The sequence below is a fragment of the Vibrio sp. 10N.222.46.A1 genome, from assembly GCF_041473595.1.
In the GTDB taxonomy this organism is placed as follows: Bacteria; Pseudomonadota; Gammaproteobacteria; order Enterobacterales; family Vibrionaceae; genus Vibrio; species Vibrio tasmaniensis_A.
Map to the genome: position 1 here is coordinate 1 of NZ_JBFRSN010001327.1, position 455 is coordinate 455.

The 455-nt window shown below is 44.8% G+C and carries 1 protein-coding gene; it reads right to left on the reverse strand.

The window, feature by feature from the left end:
* Positions 1–455, reverse strand: a 455-nt coding sequence (locus AB4496_RS26350; RefSeq protein WP_372132848.1) for a methyl-accepting chemotaxis protein, incomplete at both ends; no start/stop codon positions are given.

Below are 455 nucleotides of genomic sequence, written 5' to 3' on the forward strand. Positions count from 1 at the left end.
GTTTGAACATTTTGCTGGACGTCATCGACAGTCGCTCGCGCCAAATCATTTACATTCACTACATTTTCGTTGATTTCAACGGCTACTTGCGATTGTTCTTCCGCTGCCGCTGCAATCTGGTTGTTCATGTCTTGAATTGTCCCAATCTCATGCTGAATAGTATTCAGCATTTGACTCGCTTGATCTGACTTTTCACGAGTTACTTTAGCTGTTTCCGCATTTTCAACCATAAGCTCAACAGATTGTTTTGCTTGAGTTTGAAGTGATGAAATCATGGTTTGTATTTCGTTTGTGCTTTCTTGTGTCTTGTTAGCGAGGTTACGCACCTCGTCAGCCACGACGGCGAAGCCGCGACCTTGCTCACCCGCTCGAGCTGCTTCAATTGCTGCGTTTAATGCCAGCAAGTTTGTTTGCTCAGCAATACCTCGGATAACATCAAGTATGCTACCTACCTG